This is a genomic window from Rhodobacteraceae bacterium M382 (assembly GCA_025141015.1).
Lineage (GTDB): Bacteria > Pseudomonadota > Alphaproteobacteria > Rhodobacterales > Rhodobacteraceae > Aliisedimentitalea > Aliisedimentitalea scapharcae.
Genome location: CP081101.1, coordinates 258,370 through 281,718, shown reverse-complemented (window position 1 = coordinate 281,718; position 23,349 = coordinate 258,370). Strand labels below are relative to the sequence as shown.

At 58.0% G+C, this 23,349-nt stretch carries 20 protein-coding genes; 10 read left to right on the top strand and 10 right to left on the bottom strand.

Going from position 1 to position 23,349, the window contains the following annotated elements; all coding sequences use genetic code 11:
* Positions 1–3 precede the first annotated feature (3 nt).
* From K3727_23690 to K3727_23660, 7 genes are all read right to left on the bottom strand, one after another.
* The gene (locus K3727_23690) at positions 4–1,140 is read right to left on the bottom strand and encodes an ABC transporter substrate-binding protein (GenBank protein UWQ93808.1); all 1,137 of its coding nucleotides are present in this window, start codon (positions 1,138–1,140) and stop codon (positions 4–6) included.
* Between the two features lie 330 nt (positions 1,141–1,470).
* Complete coding sequence (locus K3727_23685; GenBank protein ID UWQ93807.1) at positions 1,471–2,748, bottom strand: hypothetical protein; 1,278 nt, start codon at positions 2,746–2,748, stop codon at positions 1,471–1,473.
* Between the two features lie 133 nt (positions 2,749–2,881).
* Positions 2,882–3,922, bottom strand: a complete 1,041-nt coding sequence (locus K3727_23680) for an aromatic ring-hydroxylating dioxygenase subunit alpha (protein UWQ93806.1) — start codon at positions 3,920–3,922, stop codon at positions 2,882–2,884.
* Positions 3,923–3,924: 2 nt separating this feature from the next.
* A complete protein-coding gene (locus K3727_23675) occupies positions 3,925–4,476 on the bottom strand; it encodes a hypothetical protein (GenBank protein UWQ93805.1) in 552 nt (183 codons plus the stop codon).
* Positions 4,469–7,345, bottom strand: coding sequence for a (2Fe-2S)-binding protein (locus K3727_23670; protein UWQ93804.1), 2,877 nt, complete (start codon positions 7,343–7,345; stop codon positions 4,469–4,471). The genes K3727_23675 and K3727_23670 overlap by 8 nt, the downstream gene beginning before the upstream one ends.
* Positions 7,342–7,584 carry a sarcosine oxidase subunit delta gene (locus K3727_23665; protein UWQ93803.1) on the bottom strand — a complete coding sequence of 81 codons (243 nt, stop codon included), beginning with the start codon at positions 7,582–7,584 and terminating at the stop codon, positions 7,342–7,344. The genes K3727_23670 and K3727_23665 overlap by 4 nt, the downstream gene beginning before the upstream one ends.
* A gap of 11 nt (positions 7,585–7,595) precedes the next feature.
* Positions 7,596–8,849 carry an FAD-dependent oxidoreductase gene (locus tag K3727_23660; protein UWQ93802.1) on the bottom strand — a complete coding sequence of 418 codons (1,254 nt, stop codon included), beginning with the start codon at positions 8,847–8,849 and terminating at the stop codon, positions 7,596–7,598.
* 141 nt (positions 8,850–8,990) lie between these two features.
* Between K3727_23660 and K3727_23655 the strand changes: the two genes are divergently transcribed.
* The 3 genes from K3727_23655 (at position 8,991) to K3727_23645 (ending at position 11,641) form a co-directional block, all read left to right on the top strand.
* Positions 8,991–10,073, top strand: coding sequence for a hypothetical protein (locus K3727_23655; protein ID UWQ93801.1), 1,083 nt, complete (start codon positions 8,991–8,993; stop codon positions 10,071–10,073).
* 4 nt (positions 10,074–10,077) lie between these two features.
* Entirely contained in the window at positions 10,078–10,683 is a 606-nt protein-coding gene (locus K3727_23650; GenBank protein ID UWQ93800.1) for a peroxidase-related enzyme, read from the top strand.
* A 172-nt stretch (positions 10,684–10,855) separates the two neighbouring features.
* The gene (locus K3727_23645; GenBank protein UWQ93799.1) at positions 10,856–11,641 is read left to right on the top strand and encodes a phytanoyl-CoA dioxygenase family protein; all 786 of its coding nucleotides are present in this window, start codon (positions 10,856–10,858) and stop codon (positions 11,639–11,641) included.
* Between the two features lie 45 nt (positions 11,642–11,686).
* Here K3727_23645 and K3727_23640 read toward each other — a convergent pair whose 3' ends face one another.
* From K3727_23640 to K3727_23630, 3 genes are all read right to left on the bottom strand, one after another.
* Entirely contained in the window at positions 11,687–12,334 is a 648-nt protein-coding gene (locus tag K3727_23640; protein UWQ93798.1) for a glutathione S-transferase family protein, read from the bottom strand.
* Position 12,335: 1 nt separating this feature from the next.
* On the bottom strand, positions 12,336–13,748 hold the full coding sequence (locus tag K3727_23635) for a trimethylamine methyltransferase family protein (protein ID UWQ93797.1): 1,413 nt from the start codon (positions 13,746–13,748) through the stop codon (positions 12,336–12,338).
* An 85-nt stretch (positions 13,749–13,833) separates the two neighbouring features.
* Complete coding sequence (locus K3727_23630; GenBank protein ID UWQ93796.1) at positions 13,834–15,432, bottom strand: ABC transporter substrate-binding protein; 1,599 nt, start codon at positions 15,430–15,432, stop codon at positions 13,834–13,836.
* Between the two features lie 224 nt (positions 15,433–15,656).
* On the opposite strand from K3727_23630, the gene K3727_23625 reads away from it, so the two are divergent.
* The 7 genes from K3727_23625 to K3727_23595 all read left to right on the top strand — a co-directional run bounded on the left by K3727_23625 (position 15,657) and on the right by K3727_23595 (position 23,332).
* Positions 15,657–16,319, top strand: coding sequence for a GntR family transcriptional regulator (locus K3727_23625; protein ID UWQ93795.1), 663 nt, complete (start codon positions 15,657–15,659; stop codon positions 16,317–16,319).
* A gap of 124 nt (positions 16,320–16,443) precedes the next feature.
* Positions 16,444–17,397 (top strand): ABC transporter permease, encoded by a 954-nt coding sequence (locus K3727_23620; GenBank protein ID UWQ93794.1) that lies wholly within the window; start codon positions 16,444–16,446, stop codon positions 17,395–17,397.
* Positions 17,394–18,257, top strand: a complete 864-nt coding sequence (locus tag K3727_23615) for an ABC transporter permease (GenBank protein UWQ93793.1) — start codon at positions 17,394–17,396, stop codon at positions 18,255–18,257. Before K3727_23620 ends, K3727_23615 begins: the two co-directional genes overlap by 4 nt.
* A gap of 1 nt (position 18,258) precedes the next feature.
* On the top strand, positions 18,259–19,941 hold the full coding sequence (locus K3727_23610; GenBank protein ID UWQ93792.1) for an ABC transporter ATP-binding protein: 1,683 nt from the start codon (positions 18,259–18,261) through the stop codon (positions 19,939–19,941).
* A gap of 46 nt (positions 19,942–19,987) precedes the next feature.
* Positions 19,988–20,125 (top strand): hypothetical protein, encoded by a 138-nt coding sequence (locus K3727_23605; GenBank protein UWQ93791.1) that lies wholly within the window; start codon positions 19,988–19,990, stop codon positions 20,123–20,125.
* A gap of 39 nt (positions 20,126–20,164) precedes the next feature.
* A complete protein-coding gene (locus tag K3727_23600) occupies positions 20,165–22,567 on the top strand; it encodes an FAD-dependent oxidoreductase (GenBank protein UWQ93790.1) in 2,403 nt (800 codons plus the stop codon).
* A 15-nt stretch (positions 22,568–22,582) separates the two neighbouring features.
* Positions 22,583–23,332 (top strand): aspartate/glutamate racemase family protein, encoded by a 750-nt coding sequence (locus tag K3727_23595; protein UWQ93789.1) that lies wholly within the window; start codon positions 22,583–22,585, stop codon positions 23,330–23,332.
* The last annotated feature ends 17 nt before the right edge of the window (positions 23,333–23,349 follow it).

The window sequence follows — 23,349 nt, the reverse complement described above, 5'->3', positions numbered from 1 at the left end:
TGCTTACATCTTGCAATCGGCGGCGTAGACGTCGGCATGGTTGCTCAGCGCAGTGCCGATGATTTTATTGGTGAACACGTCACCTTCCTGAATCACCTCACGCACATAGATGTTTTGGATTGGATGATGGTTCGACCCAAAGGCGAAATCACCCCGGACACTGTCGAATTCCGCTGCTTTCAAAGCTGCTCGGAAAGCATCCTGATCGTTTACATCAGCCTTGGCCGCAGCGCTGATCAACAGGTTGGCTGTGTCGAAACCCTGGCTTGCATATAGGGAAGGCAAGCGGCCGTATTCGGCCTGGAAGCTTTCGACAAAAGCTGTGTTTGCCGCGTTGTCGATGTCCTTGTTCCACTGGCTGGTGTTTTTCACCCCCAGAGCGGCAGACCCAACAGCCTGCAAGATACCCTGATCAAAGCTGAAGGCAGGGCCGACAACGGGCAGGTCCACGCCACTGTCAGCATATTGCTTGAGGAATGCGATCCCCATGCCGCCGGGTAGGAAGAAGAAGACGCTGTCTGCGCCGCTGGCGCGGATTTGGGCGATCTCGGCGGCGTAATCCTTTTGTCCCAGCTTGGTATAGACCTCACCAGCCAGTTCGCCACCATAAGTCCGTTTGTATCCGGTCAGCGCGTCCTTGCCGGCGGGGTAATTCGGCGCGAGAATAAAGGTGTTCTTGTAACCTTCGCTCTGGGCATAGGCCCCGGCCCCTTCGTGCAAGTTGTCATTCTGCCAGGCGACGTTGAAGTAGTTTTTGTGGCAACGCTTTCCGGCCAGCGCCGAGGGACCTGCGTTTGGTGACAGATAGAATTTGCCTTGTGCGGTGGCGGAAGGCACTACGGCCATCGCCAGGTTGGACCAGATGATGCCGGTCAGGACATCGACCTTTTCGGACTGAATCATCTTGTCAGACAGCTGAACCGCCACGTCGGGTTTGCGCTGGTCGTCTTCGATCACGACTTCGATGTCATCGCGGCCTGATTGTTTCATTGCCAGCATGAAGCCGTCACGCACATCGATGCCCAGACCAGCGCCGCCGCCGGACAACGTGGTGATCATGCCAACCTTCAGCCCTTCGGCTTGGGCATTTGCGCCGAATGCGACAACTGCGGCAACCGCCGCCAGAGTTTTGAAATTCATGTCCCTGTCCTCCCCTTGGGATCGTTTTTGCGCCCCTACCGTAAGATCGGAATTCTGATCTTACAATTCGCAAAGGGTCTTGGAGACTATTCCGCACTGAATGGAATTAAAATTCAACCCTAAAAATTTAGAGCTTAAAGTAATTGGATTTTGGAGGGCTCATGCAGGCGTATCCAGCGTCGCCCATGGTCCCGTGGAGCATTGAATTAGTTATATAATATGCAGTTTGAACGGGCAGGGCTCATGAAGCGGACTCTACTGTACCTCAAGGGTACAGGTTCCGCAAATGTAGTTGTCATGTTTAGTAATATGAAAGCGAAACCAGGCCGTTCAGACAAATAGATCCAAAAGCGGATCACCTGGGATCGGCCCGTTCAGATCAGTCGCGCTATAGGGATTATCAAACACCGTATCATAGCCCATATCTTCGAGAGCTGCGATGGTCATGAGGGACACAAAACTGTTGGTGTCCACATAGCCAGTCATGATTTCCGTATCAAATTCCGTTTCGTCCCAATGTCCGCCGGCGGTGCCAGGCCCGCCATCTGTTTCCACCGGCACACCCAACAGAGATCCTGAATCTGCACTTGCAATACCCGAGAATTCGGTTTGATAGACGTCGGTGGCATTGGCACCGGTAAACCGCATGTCGCCACCTGCAACTGAACCGCTGGTCAGCCCCATCAGAGACCACAACGTACCAAACCCCAAGGCGTGCATCATTTCGTGCAGTACAATGGTTTCCCAATTGCCAAGATCAAATTGGTCCTGCGCATCTGCGCTGTCAAAGGTCATCGCCCCTGTTGCGGACAAATAGGTGCCATCATTGCGGATCATGCGAGGTCCTGCACTTCCCAAGGTGCCGCCGATGCCGTCGATCCCTTCGAGTGTGGCCGTGATGGTGATATCATCAACCACAACCCCATCGACAACAGCGTCCGGAATGTCGGCTAGAATGATCGTGCTGAGATAATCGGCTGCTTCGGTGAATGCGGCCTGCAAGCTGGTGGTCCAGGTGCCGATGAATTCGATTGCAACGTTATACGAGGACGCAGCCGGACCGCCGCTGACATAGTCGGCAACTGGGCCGGTGACCGGGGGAACATCAGGGGTGGCTCCGGGATCGCGACCGTATTCGGCGTTGTCATCGCCCGGCGCAATGCTGGGCGGGGTTACCCGTGGCGTACCAGGGGTTTCCCCGGTTGGGCGGCCGTTGTTTGTTGGGGCTGGCGGGGTTTCCGGTAGCGCAACAGGAGTCGGTGCCGGGTCTGCATCAATGTCTTCAGGCGGTGTGTCATCGGAAGCGGGCCCTGTGTCATCGCGACCATTGCCGCGGTCAGCCGCCATATCGCCCGAAAAGGGTGTTGTTGTGTCGTCACGCGTGTTCTGGTCCTCAACCGGGATCGGTTCCAGATCCGACAGCGGCACGAATTCGAAATCGTCGACGCCCCAGGGATTGATATCCTGGTCCAGGCGGGTTGTCTCCGGATTGCGCCCGAGGTTGACCAGAACAACATCTGTTTCTGCAATCACCGGAACCACCGGATTGCGTCCGGAGGGTCCAGATGCAGAACGATTGAGCAAGTTCTCGGACTCTCTGGAACGCATGGGCTATGACCTAAACAACAACTGACGTGTCGACCGTATCACCCATGGCCTATTTGCGAAATGACTTCCTACTTAAAATAGGGCCGGTTTCCCCACCAACATGTTACGCTGGTGGGGCATCGGGGATCGGGGACTATTCAGCCGCCGCACGCACCTGTTGTTCCGCATCAATCAGCTTTTGCAACCGGCGGCGATACAACAGCGGGCCCGCGTCAATGGCAATGTCGATATTGCGGGTGGTTTTTTCCTCCATGCCCTTTTGCACTTCGATGAGAATGTCGCGGTCTTCGTTGAACGCGAACATCACCGAGTCGCTCATGTATTGAGAGATTTCTTCGTCGTCTGGCTTCACATTCCGGACCTGAAACCAGAAGTACCGGGTGGTACGTTCGTCGACGGGTGTCATGAAGTTATAGCTGTCCATCTGGAAATACTGTCCATCTGGAAGATTTTTGGCGTCGCCTCCGGTGCCTTTTGGGGTGAAGATCGCCTTGATATACGCCAGCGAAGGATAGCGGACTTCATAGTGTTGTTCGCGGTCGCAATTGCCCTCAAACGGAACCAGTTTCTTGTAAAAGGGTGCAACCTCGACGTCATACATCCAACGTGACACGATCACGCCGGTGTCCGTGCCGGTGACGGTCAGGGGCTCTTCTTCGCAGGCCGCATTCCCGAACGAACTTTGATGCACCCAGGCGACGTGCGAAGGATCCAGCAGGTTGTCGGTGATATACAGGTAATTGCAGGGAAACGGAATCGCGTCTCCCTTGTTGATCCCATAGTTGGGGTCGTCGAAATGTTCGACCACAAAGATCTTGTCTGGATCGGCCAACGCCGGATCGCCCATCCAGATCCAGACCAGCCCATAGCGGCTGACGACAGGATAGGAATGTACATTGGCCGCGCCGGGAATACGGTCCTGACCCGGCACCCGCACGCAGGAGCCCGAACAATCAAATGTCAGCCCGTGATAGCCGCATTCGATCTGATCACCTTTGATCCGGCCCTTTGACAGGGGCAATTTGCGATGGGGGCAGGCGTCCAACAGGGCGACCGGGTCACCGGCTTGGGTGCGGTACGTGACGATCTTTTCGCCCAAAATCTTGATCTGTTTGGGCTCTCGTGTGACTTCGCTGTCCCATGCAGCGACGTACCAGGTATTGCGGAGATACATGTTCAGCCTCTTCTGTCTGGAGCGTCCGGTGCCACCGGGCGCGGGGTTTTGGATGGATCGGCGGGAGGGTGTCGCAGCGACAGTGCCCTCAGGTGATCGGTCAGAGATTGTGCCAGGGACCGATCTGTTACGATGTGGACATCGCGGGTGTTGGTCCACCAGATTGTACAATCATAATGGTTCAGCCGGGTGCGCACGGCGCGCGCCTGCCGAATGGGGGCGCTGTGCAAATCGGCGCGGGTATACTGGGCGACGAAATGCAACGCCTCTACTCCGCGTAAACGCAGATGGGTAACGCCGTGGGAAATGTCGGTCTCGCGAAAATCTCCCTCGGGGAGCAGACCGCTGGCCCAGATTACATCGGGCCAAAGCCGAAGGCACAGGCCCGTGCTGTCCGAGCGAACCTGGCCAAAGGGCAACGCCATGTCCAGCGTGGCAGTCGAACCGGACAGCGACATCAGTGGCAGGAATTCTTCGTCCAGCCGCAGCCCCAGTGGCCCTGGCAGGAACCCGGCGGCATCGGTGACGGGGCGCGGAAGCAGTGTTTCAGACATGCAGACGCTCTCCTTTTGGGTCATAGGCGCAAGCGGGTGTGACACGCACACGGACCGATTGCCCGGCGATGGGGGAATGAGCCCAAAGGGTGTCACCCATACGGGCACGTCCGTTGGTCAGAAGCGCCAGGGCAATGGGGAGCCCCAGGGTTGGACTGAGGACAGCGGCTGTCAGGTGACCGCAGGTCTGCGCCAGTCCATTCGCATCCAGTTCCGTATCGCTGAGATGCGCGGCATAGGGAATCTGTGTGGTGCCATCTTCGGGGATCAACCCGACCAGCTGTTCGCGCCCTTCTGCTTGCAAGGCCGGGCGCTGTAACAGCCCGCGCCCGACAAAGCCCTTCTTTTGAGAGACCATGCCGCCCAGACCCAGATCAGCCGGAGTGCGCCGCCCGTCAATTTCTGTTCCGACCGAAAGGTGGCCCTTTTCAATCCGCAGCACGTCCAGTGTTTCCAACCCGTATGGGGTGATGTTCCATTGGCTGCCTGCGGCCATCACACGATCCAGCAAGATGTCGGCAAACCCTGCTGGAGTGTTGATCTCGTAACTCAACTCGCCCGAGAAGCTGACCGAAAACACCCTGACCGGTAGGTCGTTCAGAAACCCTTCGCGCACTGCGGCGAACGGAAAGGCGTCGCCCGATGCGTCAAAATCGGGCATGAGCGCGCTGAGAAGGTCGCGGGCGTGCGGGCCTGCAATGGCCAGCGACGCCCAGTGATCACTGACCGAGGTCAGCGTCACATCCAACTCGGGCCACTCCACCTGTGCGCATCGCTGCATATGCCGCCAGACCGATCCCGAATTGGCGGTTGTGGCGGTGACCAGAAAATGGTTTTCGCTCAAACGTGCGATGGTGCCGTCGTCAAACAGATACCCATCCTCGCGCAGCATCAGCGCATACCGCAGCCGCCCTGGTTGTAGCTTGGCAAAGGCATTGCAATACAGCCGGGACAGAAACTCCAATGCGTCCGGTCCCTGAACGTCGATTTTGCCCAGGGTGGACATGTCGATACATCCCAGGCTGCTCCGTACGGCGTTACATTCCCGCGTGATGGCCTGGGCCATGGTTTCACCTGCAACGGGAAAATAGCGCGAATAAAGCCAATCTCCCGAGGTCTGGAACACGCACCCCATTCGTTCAAACCCAGTGTGAAATGGCGTGCGGCGGGTCGGGGTCATTTCGGTCCCGACTTCGGTCCCGACCAACGCACCAATGGAAACGGGTGAAAATGGGGGGCGATAGGTCGTGTGGCCGATTTCGGCAGGGTCGTTGCCGGACAATTTGGCGATTTCCAGGATCCCATTGGTCCAGCTGGTCTTGCCCTGATCAGTGCCCATGCCAAGCGTTGTATAACGCTTGGTCAGCTCCACATCGCTGTACCCTTCGCGCTGTGCCAGCGCCACATCGGCGCGGGTCACATCATTTTGCAGATCGACAAACGCCTTTCCCGGCCCGGATTCGAACGCTTGTGTGGGGGCTGGTGTCGGTGTTGGGCGTGGCAGGTCGAGATGTTTGTGCATCTCAAGTTCGGCCATGGCCTGATGTGCGCCGGCCTTGCCGTCGGTCAGACATTCGTCCAGGCCCAGAACGCCGCGGGCACCGCCAACAGGTTGCAGGATGCCATCCGTGGCGGGGGGCAGCAGGCTTTGAGCGTCTGCATCGAAACTGAGCCGTGGGCCCATATGAGCAAGGAGATGGGCGGTGGGCATCCAGCCCGCGGACATGGCGATCAGATCACAGGAGGTTCGATGGCGTTTTCCAGCCTCGTCGCGCCAGACAAGGCCGCTCAGATGCCGCTTGCCGGAGGTGCCCAGCAAACGGGCTCCAGGTTCCAGAGCAGCGACGACCTGGATATCGGCTGCAAGCAACGCGGCAATTGTATCTGCGCGTTCCGCCGGATCGGCAACCGCGACTATAGCGCGTTTGCCCGGAACAACAGCAAAGCGACGGATATAGCTGCGCACTGCGCCTGCCAGCATCACCCCAGGGCGGTCGTTGCCGGGAAAAACCACAGGGCGTTCAATCGCACCGGCAGCCAGGAGGATGCGTTTGGCGCGGATCTTCCACAGGATGGCGCGGGTGACGCTGCCGGGGGGCTGAGTCTCGACCGCCTGCACATATCCATGATCATAGTGGCCAAAGGCCAGCGTATGCGGCATCACGGTTACATTTGACAGCGCGGCCAACGCGTCGCGCGCGTCCTGGACCCAGGTCCGGGCTGATATGCCTTGTATCTGGGTGTCGCTGTCCAAAAGAGCCCCACCCAATTCGTGGTCCTGTTCCACAATTATGATCGTGGCTCCGGCCTGGGCCGCAGTGAGAGCCGCCGACAGACCGGCCGGGCCGCTGCCAATGACCAGCAGGTCGCAATGGCGATGGCGTTTGTCATTGAGGGCCGGATCGGCCGTCGGATCAACCTGACCATGCCCGGCTGCGCGTCGGATGATAGGGGCATAAGTCTTTGACCAGGCAGCCTGGGGCCATTTGAAGGTCTTGTAGTAGAACCCTGCGCTCAGCATCTTGCCGCCCAGCCCCAATATAGCTGCGCGGTCGTTCTCCAGGGAGGGATGGGCGTTCTGGCTGCTGACCTGCAATCCATCCCTCAGAAGAACTTCGGTGACTTTGAGGTTGGGCGTGCTGCCGGTTTCATCCGTGACGGTGACCAGCGCCGATGGTTCTTCGAGCCCGGCCGACACGATGCCGCGCGGGCGGTGGTATTTGATCGACCGGGCCACCAGATGACGCCCATTGGCCAGCAGCGCCGAAGCCAGCGTATCGCCGGCATGGCCAATCATCTTGTGACCATCGAATGTGAAAGTCAGTGTGGTTTCGCGGTCAATCAGACCGCCGGTGGACAGGCGCATCATATGTCCCCTGTCACAAAATCATGGTTGGCGGTGTCACGGGTCAGGGTGATCCAGCATTCACAACCGGATGTATGGTACCACAGCTCGCGCAACGGGCCTCGCGGGTTGACCCCATGATAGAGCGCGTTGTGACCAGTGTTTACGTCAGCCTCCAATGCAGGCAACGCGCGGGCCGGGCCACCATAGGAAAATTCACCTTCGTCGCGGGGGCCGCAGTTGGGGCAAGGGATCAATAACATCGCACCTCTCCTTAGTGCAGCCAGGGATATGGGCCGAGACCCGCATCATCTTGTTCGGTGCCGCTGGTGAACCGGTCCAACGCAAATGGCGCGATCAGTGCGGGTGTTTTCCCGGTGGCCAGCAACTCGGCCATCTGGTGGCCGACTGCCGGAGTTGCCTTGAACCCGGCGTAACCCCAGCCGCCATTGATCATCAGACCCTGGATGGGGGTGGGGCCCATGATGGCGTTGCCGTCCATCGGAATGTCGGCGGTTCCCGACCAGTGCCGCATCACCCGCAGTCGCGACAGAAAGGGAAACATTTGCACCGCTCGGGCCAGCACGTCTTCGATACGCTCAAAGCTGCCGCGGCGGGCAAAGGAGCCATAGCCGTCAGTCGCTCCTCCCAAAACAAATTCACCCTTGTCTGTCTGGCTGACATAGGACAGGCCCGCATTGTAGTTCACCACCGCATCCAGAGCGGGTTTTACCGGTTCGGTCACAAAGGCCTGCACATTGATCGAATTCAGTGGCAGATCGACCCCGGCGAGGCCCGCAACATGGCTGCTGGCACCCGCGACGCTGATCATTGCCTGCTTGCAGCTGATGCGGCCCCGTGTTGTTTCTACTGCGTTCAAACGACCCTTCACGATGTCAAAGCCGGTTACCGGACAATTTTGAAAGATGTGAATGCCTGCCTTTGATGCCTTGCGGGCAAATCCCCAGGCCACTGCATCATGGCGCACCACCCCGCCGGCTTCCTGCACCAGAGCGCCGCTGACCGGGAACCGCTTGCCGTTGGACAGATCCAATTCCGGTACACGTGCTTGTAAGGCGTCACCCGTCAGGATCGAGGCGTCCGCCCCGCCCAACCGCATGGCGTTTGCCCGCAAGGTAAAATGCTCCAACTCGCCGTCCGAATGGGCGAGATCCACATAGCCGCGGGGTTCATACATCAGGTTGAAATTCAGATCACGGCTCAGGTCCGCCCACAGTCCAAGAGCGAAGTTCTTGAGCCCGAAGCTGGAATTCAGGAGGTAATCCGACCGCACGATTGTGGTGTTGCGGGCGGTATTGCCCCCGCCGATCCATCCGGCTTCAACTACGGCAATATTGCTTAGCCCGTGGTTGTCCGCCAGATAATAGGCGGTCGCCAGCCCATGACCGCCGCCTCCGACAATCACGATGTCATAGGTTGCGCGCATGTCCGGCGCAGCGATGATCGCTGGCCAATGCCTGTTTCCCGTGATTGCATGTCCCAAGAGGGACAGTCCTGAATAGCTCATGCTCGGATCCGTTTCGCGCTGAATCTGTGATCACAGTTAGCGCGGGAAATTCTATTTGGCAAGCTGCAGATTTTTATTGATCTGTGATCACAGAAGAGTCATAGCTGAGTCCATAACAAGACTTTTGCCAAAGGGGACGAAATGGCCGAGATCGCTTTGGAACAATTGGTACCTGGGGCACGTAACCTGTTGCTGGCCTGTGCGGGCGCACAAGCCGGGGACCGAGTTTTGCTGGTCGGCGAAGAAGGTCCTGATCTGTATTTCGATCCAGCCCTGTGCGACGCCGTTGCCAAGGTCGCCACCGATCTGGGCATGACACCAGAGGTGGTTATGGCAGCTCCCGTTACAGATGCGAGCGCCTTTCCTGCCAATGTGCGCGAGGCGATGGAGCGGGCAGACAGGACCATTTTCTTTTCCCGACTAGGCGATCAGGTGCGGTTCAATCTGTCGGGCGACAAGGCCAAGGCCGTGATGACCTATACGTTGGACCTGGGGTATCTTTCGGCCCCCTTTGCCAGTGCGGATTTTGCGGTGATGAAAAGGGTGCACGATGCGCTTCTGGATCTGATCCTGAGTGCGCGCAGTTACCGCATCAGTGGCGATTGCGGCACGGATCTGACCAGCGAGATCAAAGTGGGGCGCGAGGACGCCGTGGCCGATTTTGCGCTGGAGCTGTTTCCGGTGATGATCTTTCCGCCAGTTATCTGTCATCGGATGCAGGGGACCCTCGCGATCAAGCACTTTGTCACGTCGTCTTCGACACGGGCCTATGACGACAGCACCCTGGTGCTGAACGAACCGATCCTGACCAGGGTCGAAGATTCGCGCATGGTTGATTTTCAGGGGCCTGCCGATTTGGTGGCCCGGCTAAAGTCGCAGCTGGAACGCGCTGCGGCATTGACCGGGGGTGATCCTTATCTCATCAATTCGTGGCACACGGGGATCAACCCAGGCACGTATTATGTCGGCGATCCCTATGCAGATCTGGAGAAATGGGGCACGGTGACCTATGGTTCGCCGCGCTACACGCATATGCATGCAGCCGGGATTGATCCCGGAGATGCCGCCTTTCATCTGATGGACCTGACGATTGCATTCGATGATCAAGTGGTGTGGGACAGGGGGCGATTTGTTTTTCTGGACCGACCGGAAATTCAGACCATGATGGACCAGGACCAGCAGAAGCTGCTGAATTCTTCGGTGTTGCACGAAATCGGGGTCTGATCAGGTGGGCGACAAACAGATTGCATGGGTGCAGGTCATCCCTCAGGATCATGCCAGCGGCGATCTGTCCAAAGCTTATGACGCGGTCAAGGGCAAGGATGGTCAAGTCGAAAACCTGTATCTCGCCATGTCGCAGACGCCCAGGGCCATCCAGCCAGCCGATGCGCATTATTTGGCGCTGCTGCACAATCCGGACAACCCGTTACCCTGCTGGTTGGCAGAACTGGTCAGCACCTATGTCGCGATCTTGTGTGGCAGTGACTATGCCGCTGCGAACCATGGTGCCAACTTCATCATGTACCTGGGGGATCCGGTACGGGGAGAGGCGATCCTGCAATCCCTGAGAGATGGCCAATTGGAGGGATTGGGCGATGCATCGACACAGGCGGCACTGACCTATACGCGCAAGTTGTCTTTGCACCCGGATCAGATGACCGAGGACGATGTCAAAGCTCTGCGGCAGGTTGGGTTCTGTGACAAAGGTATCTCTTATCTGATTCAACTGGTGGCGGCATTCGCCTATTGGGCGCGCATGATCAACGGGCTGGGAACGCAACTGGGCGGCACCGTCGGGTTGCAGCATGTACATGCCAAAGGGACCGGGCGATGAAACGGGCCGGGTTCATGTCGGGGTTGTTTGCGCGCATGACCTGTCGGTCGCCCTGGCCGTCCTTCGTAATTGATTGCCGCAGTTCACCAACTCTCTGACGTGATTCCGAAACGCCTCTTGCGAGAGGGCATGATTCACGATCGGGGCGCATGCGTCCTGACAGGAGAGACACATGGATATCATCAAAACAGAAACCGGCCATCTTGCCGAAGAATACAAACGCGAAGGCGTGGTTGTGGTGCGCGGGGCGCTGACACCGTTCTGGCTGGATCAACTGCGAGCGGCAGTCGAGCAAGAGTTGAAACGGGGGGAACGGTATTTCGCCTATCGCAATATGCGCACCAACCCCGGCATCTTTCAGGACTTTTGCCTAAAATCCGGGATCGGGCGATTGGTGGCGGATATCGGCGGGTCGGACTGGACCTCGTTGATCTTTGACCAGATGTTCGTCAAGGAACCCGGGACCAAGACCCAGACCGGATGGCATACCGATCAACCCTATTGGCCGGTTGCGGGGCCAATCATCACGACTTGGATCGCGTTGGACGCGGTGGATGCCAACAACGGTGCGCTGGAATTTATTCCGGGCAGCCATGCCTGGGGCCAGAAATACCGCCCATTTACGACCGATCAGCTGGGCGGGTTCGTGGACTATGTCAAAAAGGACGACCCGCAATATGTAGACATGCCTGATTTCGAAGCCGAACGGGATCAGCATCGGGTTGTACATTGGGATCTGGAACCAGGGGACCTGTTGGCGTTTGACGGGTTCATTGTGCATTCGGCCATGGGCAATCGGACATCGACCCGACGGCGGCGTGGATATGCAGTGCGGTTCGGGTTGGATCAGGCCCGATATGATCCTGATCAGGGAGTGGCGGAATGGTTGGAGGATGATCTTCTGTCGCCTGGTGCCCCCTACGTGAGCCAGAAGTTCCCTCAGATCTTTGCACGGTAGATGCTTCCATTGCCCCCGCTCGATGTGGGCGGGGGCCGACCGACCCTAGCGTTTGCGCCGGGCTGTTTCGGCCCGGTGCTGATCCTGCATCCGCTGAACCGAGGGGCGGGCACAGATAGCGTCGCGGTGACGGGCGATATTGGGATAGGCGGTGATGTCACCTTCCGGGAAAATCACGTCCCACAGCGTCTGCATCCCCAGCACGAAATCTGGCACCGTCGGGTGATCGCCAAAGAAGTAGGGCCCATCCGCAAGCGCAGTGTTTAACGTTTCAAACACCCCACGAAGCCGCTGCATCGAGCTGTCCCTAAGCTGAGCCTGCAGTGTCGGGTCTGCGTGGTAGAACTCTGGATGATACTGGATGATCACGTCCGGTTGCAGGGTCGTGGCCAGATAGTGAAACCATTGCAGAAAAGCACCACGGCGTTGGTCGCCCACCGGGATGATCAAACCTGCTTCGGGGTGGCGTTCGGCCAGATACAGACAGACCGCCCCGGTTTCAAACACTGTACCATCAGGGCCTGCCAAAGCAGGGGTGCGGCAGTGGGGGCTGGCCGCCAGAAACGCCGGATCTGGGTCATTCTCGAACAGGTGGACCCAGTGTACCGCATAGTCGGCCTGGACTTCTTCGAGGACAGCATGGGCCCCCATCGCGTAGGTGTCAGGGGCACAGAACAGAGTATAATCGGCCATGTCAGAGGCTCTCCAAGAGATCGAGTGTCTTCTCGCGCAGCTGGGCCCGCAGAACCGGCCGCCCGGCGTCTTGCCAGTTTTCAATACCTTCCCGGCGCATCAAACCGGGGATCCACATTTCAGTTTCATAGCGTTCCAATGTGTGTGGGTCAGTCAAAAAGGAATTGTCAGCCGAGGCGCGGGCAATCACATCTGTGGCAATGGTCTCGGGGGTCACTTCGATCCCGGCACCGAACTTGGTCGCCATGGCGGCCATCTCATCACATGCGACGAGCATTTCCATCGAGCCGGTGCGTCCGCTCGACAGTACTCCCAGATTATGGGTCAGCGCGGTACCCGCGACGCAGGTGCCATGCAGGCTCGCGCTGGCCTCGGCAAAGGCCTGGGGGCTGATGTCATGCGCGTCAGTGCAACCTGATCCAACCCAGCTGGGGATCCCGAGGTGGCGGAACACATCCGCGGCCCCTAATCCCGCCAGTGTGTATTCTGGAGACCCAATGGCCATATCGGCACGGCGCATGTCCATGGGCATGACGGACGATCCGGACATGACCGGCGCACCCGGGGCGGCAAGCTGGCTGATCACGATCCCGGCGACGGATTCTGCCGTTGCCTGTGTAATCGCACCGGCCAATGTTAACGGGCAGGCCATGCCAGGAAAGATTGCGGGATAGCAGACCACCGGCAGGTGCAGGCGGGCAGCCATCATCAGCCGCTGGCAGGTTTCCCCACCTAGCTTTAGGGGCGACACGGGACCCACCAAATCCAAGCCAAATGGCCTGTCGGCGAGATTGCCCATGCCGCCAGCGCGCGCTGCCATATCCTCCCAGATTGCGCGCACGCCATGTTCGTCATGTCCGGTAAAAAAGATCGGTTTGGATGTGGTTTCCATCAAGGCCCGGGCGCTGGCAAGCGCTTCGGTGGCTGCGTCCACATCACTGGGATATCCCAGTGCGGCCGCTATATCTATATGGGGAAGGGCCTGTTGCAGACGTCCATGGTCCGAGATGTCGGATAGAACACAAGGGCGGTAATCGCCACTGCGCGGATCCAGAACCTGCACGCAGTTAACGGCCGTCCCAAATCGCGGCACCGCGTCGTCGGTGGCAAAGGCCTGATCGCCGTTCTGCGAAAAGAAGGCAATGCGCGCCGGTACGGTTTCCAATGCCCGGCGAACCAAGTCCGGAGGATAAAAAATCCGCTCGTCCTGCGCACGGGCACCTGCGGCCACCAGCATTGCCCGGGCCTCGGAGTCTTCGACCAGCATGCCGACGTTGCTGAGAACACTCAGCACCCCTTCAAAAATCATCTCGGCCTGATCGTTGGTGATAGTTTCCAGATAGGATTGCCGGGGTCTGCGTTGAGAGACAACAGAGCCAGCAACCCGCCTGCGACCACGGGATCGGATGGCCATTTCGGCACCTCATGTATTGGGGTTCAGTGGGAAAAAGGGCCAGCGCGCAAAACGCTGGCCCAAGTCAGAGGTAGGGGAGATCAGGTTATTCGTCGATCCAGGCAGTACGCTGCATCTGATAGAAACCCAACGGTCCCGAACCATGGGGAGTAATGCCCTGCACTTCGTTACGCGCCGCATCGACAAAGTTGCGGAAGCCCAAGGTGATATGGCCACCATCGTCATGCAGCATCATTTGCATTTCGTCGTACATCTCTTTGCGCTTGGCAAAGTCGGTGACCGAACGGGCCTCTACCAAAAGTTTTTCGAACCGGTCGTTGCTCCACAGGGTCTCGTTCCAGCTGGAGGTGTTGGAAAACGCGATGGAGAAGATCAGATCCGGCACCGGGCGCGGATCCCAGCCCGAGGTGACCATGGGCTTTTGGATCCAGACCGCCGACCAGAAACTGTCCGAGGGCGGGTTGATCACATTCAGGTTGATGCCGCCCGCCTTGGCGCTTTGCTGCAGGTGCTGGGCTGACGCCAGCGCACCAGTGCCCGCCACGTCGGAGCCGTAGATGTCGATGGGCGTGTTTTCCAGGCCTGCCTTCTTGATGTGGAAGCGGGCCTTGTCCGGGTCGTACTGCCGCTGTGGGATATTGGAGTTGTAATAGGGGTCGATCGGCGCGATCGGGTGGTCGTTGCCGATGCTGCCCAACCCTTTGAGGATATTGTCGCGGATGCCTTCACGGTCGACGGCGTATTTCATCGCCTGACGGAAATCGGCATTATTGGTAGGTTCGCGATCCATCATCATCGCCAGATTGATGAAAGCACCTGACGGGGCGTCGATCACATAGCCGATGCCGCTGTTGTCGATCAGGCGGGTCGCCTTTTGATCCAGCTGCAACAGGACGTTGATGTCGCCGGCGATCAGCGCGTTGATGCGGGCGGTGTTGTCGGCGATGCCAACAAATTCCAGCTCGTCCACATAGGGCCCGTCATCACCCCAATAGTTTTCATTGCGCGCCATGACATAGCGGCTGCCGGGAGTGAACTCGACCACCTTGAACGGGCCGGTTCCCGGAGGTGTGCCGGTGAAATCTTCGAGATCGCGTTTGGTCACCTGCACGCGGGTGTCCGACAGGATCATGGGAAAGTCGGCGTTTGGTGCGACCAGGTCAAAGCGGACCTGATGTTCGCCCAGCTTAACGATATCCTTGATCTGGCTCATGAAGGATTTTGAAGGTGCTTCGGACCCTTCGCGATAGTGGCGCTTCATCGAATAGATGACGTCTTCGGCAGCAAAGTCCGAACCGTCATGGAAAGTTACGCCCTGCCGCAGGTCAAAGACCCACGACGATGCATCAGCGTTGGATTCCCATGATGTTGCCAGCCAGGGCTGGGGTTGCAGATTCGCGTCCCGGTTCACCAGATTGTCATGCACCGCATAACCCATCTGGATATTCGAGGTGCTGAAATATTTGGTTGGGTCCAGGCTGTCCTGGGCTTGGGCAGATTCGATGCCAACGACCAGACGTCCACCCTTTTTCGGTGTTGCAGCCTGGGCGCGCTGCGCAGTCAACCCATTGATAACGCCTGCAGTAACCCCCGCTGCGGCCAAGGTTCCCATGAACTTGCGGCGCGAGATCTTGTTGGCCACATATTGTTTGAAAAGGTAGTTGTTGAACTTGTCGTCTGACATTCGCGCTTCTCCGCTGTTGGACGGTCCCGGCTGGTGCCGCCATTGGCTTGAACGGGGTCTTTTGCAACCCCTTATTATTCGCTATTTTCAAACTGTGATCACAGAATGATGCCAAAAGCAAGCATCTTTGATCACAGTTTCACGAATGCCCAGAAAATGCGCGACGCTGGATTAAATCTGATTCTCGGGCTAGGAATCAGCTAAACAACAGTGAGAAGCAGCCCATGGACAAAGCCGTGACGTCGGAAAATAGCGCACCTGAGAACCTGAGCGCCCGCATCTATTCCGACTTGCGGTTGAAGCTGATCGTTGGCGAATTGCGGCCCGCCGAATCTCTTTCGATTCGGACCCTGGCCGAAGAATACGACGTGTCGGCAATGCCTGTGCGCGAGGCGCTGCGCCAACTCGCGTCCGAAGATGCGCTGATCGGAGCCGCGAAAAAGGCCTACCGTGTGCCGGATCTGACCCCGGATGAGGCGGCGAACCTGTTTTTCGTACGGTCCGTACTCGAAGGCGCAGCGGCCGAAGTCGCGACTGAAAACATGCGCGAATCGGATATCAAGATGCTCGAAAAACTGGCGCGGGACATGGAAAAGGCGTGGGAGAAGCGCGACCCGAGCATGTTCCTGTTGGCCAACTTTCGCTTTCACAGCCGGATCTATGGGGTGACGGGCAACACGGCGCTGCAGTCGATGATCGAAGCGATGTATGTGCGCACCGGCCCCTGGTTGGCGCATGGTATCGTCAATTTGGTCAATCCTGACCATTGGTTGGGCGAACACCCGGACATCATCGAGGCGCTTCGGAAAAAGGATGCTGCCGAGGCACGTCGCCTCATGGAAACAGATGCCCAGTGGGGCGTTGATCTATACCGACGGCTTGGGTGACATCAAACGGGCTGTCGAATTTTTTTTGATGTATGGCAAAGTAATCTCTTGCATTGAAATCAATCTGTGATCACAGTTAGCTCTATTCTCCGGCCAGACAGGCCCAGCACGAAGGGGGAATTGGATGAGTTTGCTGGAAATCCTGGGAAAGCGGTTGGTACTGGGCGTGGGCACATTGTTGTTCGTGTCGGTTCTGGTTTTCCTGGGGACAGAAATTTTGCCGGGGGATGTTGCGAACGCAATCCTTGGGCAAGGTGCAACACCGGAACTGATCGCTCAAGTTCGTGAACGGTTGGGTCTGAACGAACCACTGCACATACGTTATATCGTTTGGCTGACGAATTTCCTGACGGGTGATTTCGGAACGTCGTTGGCGAATGGGGCAGATATCGGAACCGAAATCAGCCGTCGCGCCAGCAACACGATCATTCTGGCTGTTTGTACGGCGTTGATCGCGGTGCCGTTGTCGGTGTTGCTGGGCCTGGCAGCTGCCGTAAAACCGGGGGGGCTGTTGGACCGGATCATCACCTCGACATCTTTGGCGTTGATCTCCTTCCCTGATTTTCTGGTCGCGGTGGTGCTCGTCACTATCTTTGCGATCAAGCTGCGCTGGCTTCCGGCGATTGCGTCGATCCGGCCGAGTTATGATCTGGTCGATTGGATCCGCATTTTGATCCTCCCGGTGATGGGCCTGACCTTTACCATTCTTGCCCATATGGTGCGTATGACGCGCTCTGCGGTGCTCAGCGTTCTGTCCAGCCCGGCAATCGAAATGGCGATCCTCAAGGGTGTGCCGCGCCGCCGATTGCTGTTGCGACACGCGCTGCCCAATGCGCTGGGTCCGATCATCAATGTTGTGGCATTGAACCTGGCCTATCTGATCAGCGGCGTTGTCGTGATCGAAACCTTGTTCAACTTCCCGGGTCTGGGACGTTACATGGTCGAAGCGGTGACGAACCGCGACGTACCGATTGTCCAGACCTGTGCAATGATCTTTTGCACCTTTTATGTCCTGCTGAACATGACCGCCGACATCCTGTCGATCATGGCGAACCCGCGCGTGAGGTACAAGAAATGAACCCCGAAACCCGCACATGGCAAGGTGAGCTGCGCGAGGCGATTTTTGATCTGACGCCGGGTGTCAGCCTGTGCATCCTGATCCTCGTGTCTGTCTTTTTTATCGGGGCCTTTGCTCCTTGGCTCGCCCCATATGACGAAGGCGCTATTCTGACAAACGATAGCTTCCTTCCGCCGAACGCCGAACTGTGGCTGGGCAGCGACTATCTGGGTCGGGATGTGCTGTCACGGCTGATCTATGGTGTACGTGTCACGTTGTTCCTGGCGCTTATCATCACCTTCCTGTCCTTTTTTGCCGGAGTTGGCCTGGGGTTTCTGGCTGCCGCGTTTGGCGGGCGTGTCGACAATTGGATGAGCCGTATCAACGATGCGATGTTGTCCTTTCCGGCGCTAATGTTGGCATTGATTGTGATCAACTCGCTTGGATCGTCTTTCGTGGTTCTGGTCTTTACCATCGCCTTTATCGACATGACCCGGGTGTTTCGTGTCGCCCGAGCATTGGCGGTGAACATCATGGTGATGGACTACGTCGAAGCGGCCGTGGTCCGGGGTGAAGGCAAGGGCTGGATCGTCTGGCACGAGGTTCTGCCAAATGCGCTGACGCCGCTGGCTGCCGAATTCGGCATCCGGTTCACCTATGCGATCCTCTTCATCTCGGCCCTGTCGTTCCTGGGTTTGGGGGTGCAGCCACCGCAGTCGGACCTGGGTGTGATGGTAAAAGAGAACATGCAGGCAATTCTGTATGGCGAATACACCACGCTCTACCCCGCCATCGGCATCGCGTTGATTGCCATTTCCATGAATGTCTTTGTCGATTGGCTGTTGCAACGGTCGAGCGCAAAGCTGCCTGACGAGATCTGATATGCGTGATACATCCCACATCGACCTGACAGAAAATCCTCTGCTCAAGGTGCGCAATCTCGAAGTGTCGGTGCGCGACAAAAAGGGCCATGAGTTCAAGATTGTCGATGACATTTCATTCGACGTGCAACCTGGCGAAGTTATCGCGTTGATTGGCGAATCCGGATCGGGGAAGACCACGATTTCATTGGGCTGCATGGGGTATACCCGCCCGGGCTGCCATATCACTGGTGGCACAGTGGTTCTGGGCGAGACCAATGTTCTGGGGCAATCCCTGCCGGAACTTCAGGAATTGCGCGGCAAGGAAATCACCTATGTGGCGCAATCTGCGGCGGCGTCGTTCAACGGGGCGATGACAATTGACGCACAGGTGACGGAGATCCCTGTCATCACTGGCGCGATGAGCCGAGAACAGGCGTTGGCCAAGGCCGCCCGGCTGTACAATGATCTGGAACTCCCTGACCCGGAGACTATCGGCAAACGCTACCCGCACCAGGTTTCCGGCGGACAGTTGCAACGTCTGATGGCGGCGATGGCGATGATCAGCGACCCGCGTTTGCTGATCCTGGACGAACCCACCACCGCGCTGGATGTGACGACCCAGATCGAGGTGCTGTTTTCCTTTAAGAAGTTGATCAAAGACAACAATACGGCTGCGATCTATGTGACCCACGATCTGTCGCTGGTGGCCCAGGTTGCGGACCATATCCTGGTTCTGAAAAACGGCCAGATGGTTGAATATGGCGCGACGGAACAGATCATTTCCAATCCGCAACATGATTATACCAAGGCTTTGATGGCCGCGGCGCATGTGATGCCTGACGAAATCCATTCGCCATCAATTGGAACCGAAGAGCAGCCCCCCCTGATGCAGGTGCGCAATGTGACTGCCGGATATGGGACTGAACAGGAGATCATTGCCCTGCGTGACATCGACTTGACCATTCAGGCCGGTGAAACTGTTGGGGTGATCGGTGAATCCGGATCTGGCAAAACCACTTTGGGTCGTTTGATGTCGGGTCTCATGAATGCCAAATCCGGCGGTGTTTTTCTGGATGGCCAGCAATTGGCACAGAGTGTTTCCAAACGCTCACGCGATGAACTGCGCCAAATCCAATTTGCGTTTCAAATGGCGGATGTGGCGTTGAATCCGCGTCAGAGATTGAACAAGATCCTGAGCCGCCCGATGATGTTCTATCGCGGGCTGTCCCAGTCAGAAGCAACAAAGGAAGTGGCCCGGTTGTTGGAACGGGTCGACCTGCCGACCGAATTCGCCTGGCGGTTCCCGCCAGAGCTGTCGGGCGGTCAACGCCAGCGGGTCAATTTGGCTCGCGCGCTTGCGGCCGAACCCCGATTGATCATCTGCGACGAGATTACGTCGGCGTTGGATACGATCGTGGCCCAGCAGATTCTGGATCTGCTGGAGGATCTACAGGATGAATTGGGCCTGAGCTACATGTTCATCACTCACGACATTGCGACGGTGTCCAAGATATCCGAACGTATTGCGGTGATGCGGCATGGGCGCATCGTGGCACAGGGCCCGGTGGACGAGGTCCTGACCCCTCCCTGTCACGAATACACGCAATTGCTGCTGAACTCGGTTCCTGAAATGCGCACCGACTGGCTGGACGAGGCCGTGGTCGAGCGGCGCAAGCTGGTGGCCGCGCTGGATGGTGCCTGAGACGCGCAACACGAAACCCTGAAACCTGAACACTGGGAGGCCCGGGATGAACAAGCGATTCATGATGATGATGGAAGAAACCTGGGCCGGGGCCTGTCGGGACATGTTCCCACAATCAGGCACCATTTTTCAGGAGATCAGCAATGGCACACTGCCGCTTTGGCCGTCTCACCGGCACATTTGACTTAACACCCGCACCCCGGCAGCTGACCGAGGTGACATCATGAATTCGACAGCACGTGTGGTGGTGATCGGCGGCGGCGTTGTCGGCTGTTCGATCCTGTATCATCTGGCGAAAAACGGCTGGACCGATGTGACCCTGTTGGAACGGCAGGAGCTGACATCCGGTTCCAGCTGGCACGCGGCGGGGGGGCTGTTCACCGTGGTGCGGCCCAATGCATCCGCCGAAATGCACCGCTATACCTTTCAGATCTACCGTGAGCTGGAGGAAAAATACGACCAGCCCTGTGGCTTCCATTTCACCGGCGGCATCAATGTCTGCCGGACCCAGGACGAAATCGACAGCAACGCCATGATGCAAAGCGCCTGTCGCCGACTGGGGATCGAGGGACATTTCATCTCTTTGGAAGAAGCCAAGGAAAAGGCCCCGGTGCTGGACACCGACCATATGATCGGCGCGTTTTGGGAGGAGGAGGGCGGCCATGTGGATCCGGCCTCGGCCACGATGGCGTTTGCGGGGGCGGCGCGCAAACTGGGCGCAACGATTCACCGACACACGCCGGTCATCGCCACCACGCAGCGGCCCGATGGCACCTGGGATGTGGTAACCGACAAGGGCACGATCCACACCGAATATGTGGTGAATGCCGCCGGTTTGTGGGGGCGCGAGGTCGCACGGATGGCAGGTATCGAACTGCCGTTGATGCCGGTCGAACACCACTATCTGGTAACCGAAAACATACCGTTGATCGAAAACCTTGGGTTCGAGCTGCCGCAGATCAACGACAATGAAACCGGATCCTATGCGCGCCAGGAAAGCATGGGCATGCTGCTGGGTGCCTATGAGCTGAAGATGACCCATTGGGCCAAAGACGGCACGCCGCTGGATTTCGGGCACGAACTGTTGGCGGACAATCTGGAATGCATGGAGTGGAATTTCGAGAAATCGGTGGAGATCATGCCGGTGCTGGGCGAAGCCGGGGTGAAACGGGTGATTAACGGGCCGATGATCTTCTCTCCCGACCTTGGGCCGCTGATCGGGCCGCATCCGGCGTTGCGGAATTATTTCTGCGCCAATGGCGTGATGGCCGGGTTCAACCAGGGCGGCGGCATTGGCCGGGTCATGGCGGAATGGATCATCGGGGGCGAACCGGAAATCGATATCTTCAATTGGGATGTGGCGCGGTTCGGCAAATTCGCCACCGCGAAATACACCGAAGAGATGACCAGGTATTTCTATGAACACCGGTCGGAAAAAATCTTTCCCTATCAAAGCTTCCCCGCCGCGCGGCCCCAGGCGAAATCGCCGGTGCATGACCGGCTGGCGGCCGAGGGCGCGGTGTTCGGTACCGGTTTTGGCAGCGAACACGCCACCTGGTTTGCACCCGAAGGGACGGAGGCCGAGGACAGCCTGACCTACCGCCAGCCCAACTGGTGGGAGCCGGTCGCACAGGAGGGCCGCGCGGTGCGCGAGGCCGTCGGGCTGTTTGAATTCTCCGACATGGCAAAGTTCGAATTTTCCGGCCCCGGAGCCGAGGCGTATCTGGACCGGATCATGGCCAATCGCCTGCCGAAACCAGGGCGTCTGTGCCTGACCCCGATGCTGTCGGAAAAGGGGCGCGTGGTGGGGGATTTCACCATCTCCAATCTCGGCGATCGCTATCTGGTGGTTGGGACTTATGCGATGCAGTTGGCCTTTATCCGACATTTCAACCGCTACATGCCGGACACGGGCGTGGTGATGCGGAACCTGTCGGATAATCTGGCCGGGCTGCACATCGCCGGGCCGAATGCCACGGCGGTTCTGTCCGATCTGCTGGGGACGCCTGTGGACCTGCGGTTCATGGATGCGCGGCAGATGTCGCTGGCCGGGATCGACGGGGTCACCGTCCTGCGTGTCTCCTACACCGGGGAGACGGGGTATGAACTGTATCTGCCGCGCGCCGGTCAGCCGCAGCTGTTCGATGCGCTGCGTGAAGTGGGCACCGGTCACGGGATGCGGTTGTGTGGTCTCAGGGCGCTGATGATGTTGCGGCTGGAGAAGAGTTTTCCCGCCTGGGGGCTGGAGATCACCGCCGATTATCAGGCGCATGAATGTGGGATGATGCATCACGTAAGGCTGGACAAGGGCGCGTTTGTCGGGCGCGACGCGGCGGCAAGCTATGGCCCGGCCAAGGAACGTCCTGTCACCCTGACTGTCGATGCCGGGGACCTCGCGATCTGGGGGGACGAGGCGATTTTCCTCGATGGCAAGCCGGTGGGTTACATTTCATCCGGCGGTTGGGGGCCCGTGGCCCGCAAACACATTGCCTTGGGATATGTCGCGACAGAAGCGTATCGCGAAGACGGCGATTACGAAGTCGAATTGTTCGGATCCTTGCACAAGGCACAGCTGCAAACCCAGCCATTGTACGATCCTTCGGGTCAACGGATGCGGCAGGAATAGGGACAGGAAAGCCACATGTTTGTATCAGCCAGCCAGCCATATCAGGGATACAGCGTTGGAATTCTCATGTTTGACGGGCTTGAATTTCCGATGCCCCCCGGAGATGTGGGAAATGCGACCACCTATCCGTTTCCGGTGCTGTTGCGGGTGATGGAAGGGGTATTCGACAACCCCTTTCCCCCGCTGACAAATCCGGATGGCAGCTATACCGAACCAGTCCAGAAGTGCATCGCCGCCGCGCAACAGATGGAGAAAGACGGAGTGCGCGCTCTGGCGATGTGCTGTGGGTTCTTTTCGCTGATCCAACCCATTGTTGCGGCACATGTGGCCATTCCGGTGATGACTTCTCCGCTGATGATGATCCCGGTCATCCATCAGATGTTGAAACCCGATCAATCGGTGGCGGTGGTGACTGCGGATGGCAAATTGCTAACCAACGAATTCTTCACCGCCGTTGGCGCTGATCTGGACAATCGTATCACCGTGGCAGGGTTGGAGAACGCGCCGACCTTCCGGTCGTTTTGCATGTTCGGATCAGAAACCAGCTATGAAACAGACGATGTGCGCGACGAAGTCATTGCCTCGATTGCCGAGGCGCGCCAGCGCGACCTCAATATTGGCGCAGTGGTGTTGGAATGTACGTCGCTGACACCATACGCGCATGACGTGCGGGCTGCGACTGGCTTGCCCGTTTATGATTTCATCGCATGCGTGGAATGGATGCACCGGGCCGTCGTCCCAAAACAGTATTCGGGATATATCTGATACCATGAGCGCGCTAT

Bases quoted from the DNA above. Each gene is read 5' to 3' on its own strand.
- K3727_23690 (UWQ93808.1), bottom strand. From the start codon at position 1,140: ATGAATTTCAAAACTCTGGCGGCGGTTGCCGCAGTTGTCGCATTCGGC.
- K3727_23685 (UWQ93807.1), bottom strand. From the start codon at position 2,748: ATGCGTTCCAGAGAGTCCGAGAACTTGCTCAATCGTTCTGCATCTGGA.
- K3727_23680 (UWQ93806.1), bottom strand. From the start codon at position 3,922: ATGTATCTCCGCAATACCTGGTACGTCGCTGCATGGGACAGCGAAGTC.
- K3727_23675 (UWQ93805.1), bottom strand. From the start codon at position 4,476: ATGTCTGAAACACTGCTTCCGCGCCCCGTCACCGATGCCGCCGGGTTC.
- K3727_23670 (UWQ93804.1), bottom strand. From the start codon at position 7,345: ATGATGCGCCTGTCCACCGGCGGTCTGATTGACCGCGAAACCACACTG.
- K3727_23665 (UWQ93803.1), bottom strand. From the start codon at position 7,584: ATGTTATTGATCCCTTGCCCCAACTGCGGCCCCCGCGACGAAGGTGAA.
- K3727_23660 (UWQ93802.1), bottom strand. From the start codon at position 8,849: ATGAGCTATTCAGGACTGTCCCTCTTGGGACATGCAATCACGGGAAAC.
- K3727_23655 (UWQ93801.1), top strand. From the start codon at position 8,991: ATGGCCGAGATCGCTTTGGAACAATTGGTACCTGGGGCACGTAACCTG.
- K3727_23645 (UWQ93799.1), top strand. From the start codon at position 10,856: ATGGATATCATCAAAACAGAAACCGGCCATCTTGCCGAAGAATACAAA.
- K3727_23640 (UWQ93798.1), bottom strand. From the start codon at position 12,334: ATGGCCGATTATACTCTGTTCTGTGCCCCTGACACCTACGCGATGGGG.
- K3727_23635 (UWQ93797.1), bottom strand. From the start codon at position 13,748: ATGGCCATCCGATCCCGTGGTCGCAGGCGGGTTGCTGGCTCTGTTGTC.
- K3727_23630 (UWQ93796.1), bottom strand. From the start codon at position 15,432: ATGTCAGACGACAAGTTCAACAACTACCTTTTCAAACAATATGTGGCC.
- K3727_23625 (UWQ93795.1), top strand. From the start codon at position 15,657: ATGGACAAAGCCGTGACGTCGGAAAATAGCGCACCTGAGAACCTGAGC.
- K3727_23620 (UWQ93794.1), top strand. From the start codon at position 16,444: ATGAGTTTGCTGGAAATCCTGGGAAAGCGGTTGGTACTGGGCGTGGGC.
- K3727_23615 (UWQ93793.1), top strand. From the start codon at position 17,394: ATGAACCCCGAAACCCGCACATGGCAAGGTGAGCTGCGCGAGGCGATT.
- K3727_23610 (UWQ93792.1), top strand. From the start codon at position 18,259: ATGCGTGATACATCCCACATCGACCTGACAGAAAATCCTCTGCTCAAG.
- K3727_23605 (UWQ93791.1), top strand. From the start codon at position 19,988: ATGAACAAGCGATTCATGATGATGATGGAAGAAACCTGGGCCGGGGCC.
- K3727_23600 (UWQ93790.1), top strand. From the start codon at position 20,165: ATGAATTCGACAGCACGTGTGGTGGTGATCGGCGGCGGCGTTGTCGGC.
- K3727_23595 (UWQ93789.1), top strand. From the start codon at position 22,583: ATGTTTGTATCAGCCAGCCAGCCATATCAGGGATACAGCGTTGGAATT.